The 6,056-nt window shown below is 39.3% G+C and carries 4 protein-coding genes; 2 read left to right on the top strand and 2 right to left on the bottom strand.

Going from position 1 to position 6,056, the window contains the following annotated elements; all coding sequences use genetic code 11:
• The first annotated feature begins 284 nt into the window (after nucleotides 1-284).
• Nucleotides 285-1,088, top strand: a complete 804-nt coding sequence (locus GQR46_RS14850) for a putative porin (protein WP_165741335.1) — start codon at nucleotides 285-287, stop codon at nucleotides 1,086-1,088.
• An 89-nt stretch (nucleotides 1,089-1,177) separates the two neighbouring features.
• Here the strand turns inward: GQR46_RS14850 and GQR46_RS14845 are convergent, their stop codons facing one another.
• The gene (locus tag GQR46_RS14845; protein WP_165741334.1) at nucleotides 1,178-3,025 is read right to left on the bottom strand and encodes a M2 family metallopeptidase; all 1,848 of its coding nucleotides are present in this window, start codon (nucleotides 3,023-3,025) and stop codon (nucleotides 1,178-1,180) included.
• Between the two features lie 167 nt (nucleotides 3,026-3,192).
• On the opposite strand from GQR46_RS14845, the gene GQR46_RS14840 reads away from it, so the two are divergent.
• Nucleotides 3,193-5,469: an acyl-CoA dehydrogenase gene (locus GQR46_RS14840; protein ID WP_165741333.1), complete on the top strand. Its 2,277-nt coding sequence runs from the start codon at nucleotides 3,193-3,195 to the stop codon at nucleotides 5,467-5,469.
• A 76-nt stretch (nucleotides 5,470-5,545) separates the two neighbouring features.
• On the opposite strand, the gene GQR46_RS14835 is transcribed toward GQR46_RS14840, so the two are convergent.
• Complete coding sequence (locus GQR46_RS14835) at nucleotides 5,546-5,980, bottom strand: hypothetical protein (RefSeq protein WP_007587009.1); 435 nt, start codon at nucleotides 5,978-5,980, stop codon at nucleotides 5,546-5,548.
• Between the last annotated feature and the right edge of the window lie 76 nt (nucleotides 5,981-6,056).

The following is a 6,056-nucleotide window of genomic DNA, read 5'->3' as shown; positions in this document are numbered from 1 at the left end:
GAGAGGAAATTATATTGATGAGGTTTATCGAATAGTTAAGTTGTGTTCAATTTAGCGATAGTTTGTACCTTATTTGTTGCTTTTTAAGTTTAAATGATGACATGATATTGTCCTGTAGATTTGATGGATACTTTGCATTTACATTTTCGTATAAATTATTACAATCCTATTGATTTTAATCCGACCTTTGATTCAGTTTTTATTCATTTTTTTGGCGTTAGGATGCGCCCCGACTTTGGCTAGACAGCCCAAGCATAAAAAGTAATATTTATAGGGAATTTAAAATGAAAAAATTAGCCGTTATCATTTCGAGCATTTTATTATCAAGCGCTGCAACCACTGCAATGGCAGCAGATAGCTACAAATCAATTAGCAATTTAGGTTATCAATACACTGACAGTACTAATGATGATCAATTTAAAATTGATTCTAAATATTATTTTTCTCCAAAGAAAACATTAGGTCCATACGATCAGTTTGAATACATCAATAAGCAGACTAATGTATATGGTTCTTACCTAGACAATGATGCGAGTGATGTAACATCAATTGGCGGCGAATATTTCGTAGATAGCTTCGTTGTTGGCGCATCTTACGAAAACAGTGACTTTGGTTCTAATAATGAATCTTACGCGTTTACAGCAGGTTACTTTTTCAACCCAGATTTACTTGCAAAAGTAAAATTTGTTGAAAATGATGACGACGAAAATTATGCATTATTCTCTTTAGCATATAATTACATGCTTAACGGTACTGATTACGTTGGTGTAACTGTTTCATCTGATGAAGATTTTGATAGCCGTTCAGTAGCCGCTAAATACTTTGTTGACTTACAAGAAGGTAACTTCTTAACTGTTGAAGGTACATTCAATAGTATTTCAGAAGCTGATGACCAGTGGAATCTAGAAACAAACTACTATTTCAGTAAAGCTACATCAGTATTTGCTTATTACAATAAAGAAGATGCTTACACTTTTGGTGCACAGCACTTTTTTAACCAAAATCTTGGTTTAAAAGTAGGTTACGGTAACAATGCTGATGATTCTGATAACGATGCTTATTTTGCTAACATGCGTTACCAGTTTTAATTAGGCCCGTACCTAGTTAATACAAAAGTAATATTAAAAAGCCCGCTTAGTTAGCGGGCTTTGTTGTTTTATACAAGTGTATTACTTTATTACCAGCCGCAGTTACGGCCTTCGTTTTGCTTATCTAAATATGTTTGTAATGGTGCAAAGTAATCAAGCATGGCTGTTGCATCCATTTGCGGCTTACCTGTTACAGTTTCAAGCGCCTCTTGCCAAGGGCGAGACGAACCCATTTCAAGCATAGCGTTTAGCTTATCCCCTGCTTCTTTTGAGTTATAAATAGAGCAGCGATGAATGGCTTTATCGTTACCGGCAATTTCACATAAGCTGCGATGAAATTCAAATTGCAAAATATGCGCTAAAAAGTAACGTGTATAAGGCGTGTTACCCGGAACGTGGTACTTAGCACCCGGATCAAAATCATTTTCGCTACGTGCGATAGGAGCTTGCACTCCTTGGTATTTTTCACGTAGTTCCCACCATGCTTTATTGTAATTTTCCGGTGCTACTTCCCCTGAAAATACCTGCCAGCGCCACTGATCAACCATTAAGCTAAACGGCACAAAGGCGACTTTATCAAGTGCCATTTTCATTAATAAACCAATATCTTTAGATTCATCAGGTACTTGTTCAAGTAAGCCGATTTCTTTTAAGTAACCCGGTGTAACCGATAAGGCAATGGTGTCACCAATGGCTTCATGAAAACCATCGTTTGCACTTTCTTGATAAAATAAAGGCTGCTTGTTGTATGCGCGTTGATAAAAATTATGACCTAATTCATGGTGAATAACTGAAAACTCTTCGCCTGTGCGCTGAATACACATTTTAATGCGTAAATCGTCTTTGCTATCGATATTCCATGCTGATGCATGACACTGCACATCTCTGTCTTTTGGTTTTACAAACAGTGAACGCTCGTAAAATGTCTCTGGTAGTGCGTCAAAACCCATTGAGGTAAAAAAGTTTTCAGCCCCTTTTACCATTTTAAGTTCGTCGTAATTATTTTGAGCTAATAACTCGGTTACGTCGTAACCCGGATCGGCGTTTTCTGGTGCAACTACATCGTAAATATTACCCCATGCTTGCGCCCACATATTACCAAGTAAGTGCGCTGGTATTGGCTGATCTTGAGGTACTTTGTCGGTGCCGTACTTTTCACCTAACTTTGCGCGAACATGGCAGTGTAGCGAGTTATACAGTGGTTTAACTTGGCCCCAAATACGGTCAAGCTCAGTGGTGAAGTCATCAGCAGGCATATCGTATTTACTGCGCCACATAGCGCCCGTATCGGCATAACCAAGCTCCTTTGCACCTTCGTTGGTAAGTGCTACTTGTTGCTCGTAAAGTGGGCGCATGGGTTTTGATATTTCACGCCAGCCTTGCCATAAATCAAGTAGTTCGTTGTAATCTCGGCTGGTGGCCATTTTTGAAGTTATGTCGCCAAGGCTTAAACAGGTGCCGTCTTCTTTACAGTATTTACCTTTACCATATAGCCCGCCAAGCTCTGCGACAATTTGTGAAAGTTGTGCTGTTTTATCAGCGTCTTGTGGGGCAGGAAGTGTAAGTGCTAGTTTTAGTTTATCAAGCTTACGGCGAGCATCGTAATCAAGCTCTAGTTCGTCGTATTTTGCAGCTTCATTTGCTAAACGCACGACTGTTTCTGTCATTTTACGGTTAACTTCAGCCGATAGAGCCGACGTATCATGAGTAATAAAGTTTGCGTAAATCCACTCTGCACGGCTCGATTCTAAATAAAGTGCACTTAGTTCTTTTTCTGTGTTTGTTATAAATGTTTTTGCATCTTTAGCTGTTACAGCTTTTTTAGTGTGTGCTGAATCGGTAGTGTCTATAGTTACTTGCGCATCGCAGGCCGTTAAAGCAAGAGTACTTGCTACCATTAAGGCGCTCATACTTAGTTTAAATCGAAAGGGGGTCATGCTATTCCTTTAATTTATTGTTATTAAAACGTTGATAATAGCAGTGATGTTTAAAACAATAAAATGAATGCGTTAAGGCTCTCGACTCGTCGTTCAATGATTGTATTTAAATTAAGATGGGTCATAATTAAGTTACTATTTTCATTCAATGTGTAAGGAATGTGCGCATGTTAATATTTATAATATTGCTGGTCGTGGTGGTGGTTATTTTTGCGGTTAAAGATATTCGCCTAAACTTGATTAGTCGTCCTACGTTTAAAATGTTCAAAAAGGTGCTTCCGCCATTATCGCAAACAGAGCGAGAGGCGATGGAAGCAGGTGATGTTTGGTGGGATGGTGAGTTATTTAGTGGTAACCCAGACTGGCAAAAACTGCACCGCTTTCCTAAACCAGAGCTTAGCGATAAAGAAAACGCATTTATGGCTAACCAAGTAGAAACCTTATTGGCGATGCTTGATGATTATCAAATTGTACAAAAAGACAAAGACTTACCAAAAGAAGTGTGGGATTACCTAAAAAAAGAAGGTTTTTTTGCGCTGATCATTCCTGAAAAATTTGGCGGTCGTGAGTTCTCGGCAATTGCTAATTCAACGATAGTATCAAAAATTTCGACTAAAAGCTTAACAGCCGCAGTCACTGTTATGGTGCCTAATAGCTTAGGTCCGGGCGAGTTACTTCTTCACTATGGTACTAAAGAGCAGCAAGATCGTTGGCTGCCAAGTTTAGCTAATGGTACAGATGTTCCTTGTTTTGCATTAACGGGACCTGAGGCGGGCTCTGATGCTGGCAGTATTCCTGATTCAGGCGTGGTGTGTATGGGTGAGCATAATGGCGAGAAAGTAATGGGCCTGCGTTTAAATTGGTCAAAGCGTTACATTACACTTGCACCCGTGGCTACTGTACTCGGCTTAGCATTTAAAATGTATGACCCTGATGCTTTATTAGGTGATAAGAAAGAGCTAGGCATTACATGTGCTCTAATACCAACCGATCATCCGGGTGTCGAAACGGGTGAGCGTCATTATCCGCTTAATATGGCCTTCATGAATGGTACCACTTACGGTAAAGATGTATTTATACCACTGGACTGGATCATTGGTGGTCAAGAGTGTGCAGGGCGTGGCTGGAGAATGCTTGTTGAGTGTTTAAGTGCAGGGCGTGGTATATCACTACCAGCATTGAGTGCAGCAACTGGACATTTAGCTTCAAAAATGACATCGGCATATGCCATGGTACGCCAGCAGTTTGGTGTATCTATAGGGCAATTTGAAGGCGTGCAAGAGGCACTTGCGCGTATTGGTGGTTTAACTTACACACTTGAGTCATGCAGATTAATGACCGCAGGTGCGATTGATTTAAAATTAAGCCCGTCGGTTGTAACAGCGATTGCTAAATACCATATGACTGAAATGGGTCGTACGGTAATGAATGATGCAATGGATATTCATTCAGGTAAAGGAATTCAAGTAGGGCCTAATAACTATTTGGCGCATGGCTATATGGGTATTCCAGTATCAATTACGGTTGAAGGCGCGAATATTTTAACGCGTAACTTAATGATATTTGGCCAAGGTGCAACACGCTGTCATCCATTTGTTTTAAAAGAAATGGAAGCCGCTGCAATGGAAGATGACGACGCAGCACTCGAACAATTTGATGGTTTACTAATGAACCATATAATATTTGCAGCAAGTAATGCAGGTATGGCATTTGTGCATGGCTTAACACGTAGTTATTTTGCTAAAGCGCCTGTAGGTGGTGAAACGGCTGTTTATTATAAGCAACTGAGCAGAATGAGCCGAGGCTTAGCTATTTGCACAGACGTGGCTATGTTAATGCTTGGCGGTGAGCTTAAACGAAAAGAAATGATATCGGCACGTTTGGGTGATGTATTAAGTCATTTGTACTTAGCATCAACTGTTTTAAAACGTTATGAAGACGAAGGGCGCCAACAAGCTGATTTACCATTTGTAAAATATGCTATTGAGAACTCATTATTTGAAATTGGCCAAGCGTTTAATGGCTTCTTTAAAAACTTTTCAAATCCGGTTGTTAATTTTACCCTTAAACGTATCGTATTCCCGCTTGGAAACCATTACCACAGACCAAGTGATGAAATTGCACAAAGTATTTGTGAGCGTATGACTCAACCGGGTGTATTTAGAAACCGCTTAACGCATTTATGTTATGTAGATGAAAATGCAGGTACAGGGGTCATGGAAAGCGCATTTTTAGCTATGCATGATATGCAAGCGCAGTTTAAAGATCTAAAACAATGGCAGCGTAAGGGCAGTGTGCCTGCAACGCTTGATATTGAAGGTGCTATAAATTATGCGCTTGAAAATAAGTTATTAGAGCAAACTGATGCAGATGCAATGCATCACGCTAATAAGTTACGAAAGAAAGCCATCGCAGTTGATAATTTTCAACCAGGTGAGCTGTAGCGCAGTACTTTAAATACTAACTAAAGCGAAAAAGGCCTTACAAATGTAAGGCCTTTTTATGTTTAATTCATTTATTTTAACGAGCGTAAGGGTCGGCAACTATTTTATCTATGTACCATTTGCCCTTTTTACGAAGCATTTTTACACTGCGCATTTCGTCAATTTTATCACCATTTAAATAGCCGGTAAAAATAAGGTTTATTTTGGCGTTATCACCGTATTGTTCACGGATGCTCATATTGGTCATATCAACTTCAATGGTTACTTCATCATATTGCATATTTACTAAGTTACGGGAAAACTGTTTTGCAGTGCCGTAGGATTTCATGATGCGCGTAAGATTGGGTGTTGCCATGGTGCTGGCTTTTTGAAGGTCTTGTTGGTTATAAAGCGCATCAAAATAAGCGGTTGCTGTATCGCCAGGAGTGTCGCCAAGTGTTTTGGTATCGTCTCCACAGGCTGATAAAAATAAACAGATAACCAAACTTAATAAACTCGTGATTTTTTTCATATTAGTTATTATTAATTAGTTTTTTTAAAGTGTGTGGTTTATCTAGGAAGATGTAAAGGTATGGGGGGCAATAAAT

The organism is Pseudoalteromonas sp. Z1A6, from assembly GCF_011378745.1.
Classification (GTDB): Bacteria; Pseudomonadota; Gammaproteobacteria; order Enterobacterales; family Alteromonadaceae; genus Pseudoalteromonas; species Pseudoalteromonas arctica.
The sequence above is the reverse complement of the archived record's forward strand: the minus strand, read 5'-3'. Positions and strand labels throughout refer to the sequence as shown.

What these genes read in the sequence shown, in the direction of transcription:
- GQR46_RS14850 (WP_165741335.1), top strand. Translation starts at nt 285, where the DNA reads ATGAAAAAATTAGCCGTTATCATTTCGAGCATTTTATTATCAAGCGCT.
- GQR46_RS14845 (WP_165741334.1), bottom strand. Translation starts at nt 3,025, where the DNA reads ATGACCCCCTTTCGATTTAAACTAAGTATGAGCGCCTTAATGGTAGCA.
- GQR46_RS14840 (WP_165741333.1), top strand. Translation starts at nt 3,193, where the DNA reads ATGTTAATATTTATAATATTGCTGGTCGTGGTGGTGGTTATTTTTGCG.
- GQR46_RS14835 (WP_007587009.1), bottom strand. Translation starts at nt 5,980, where the DNA reads ATGAAAAAAATCACGAGTTTATTAAGTTTGGTTATCTGTTTATTTTTA.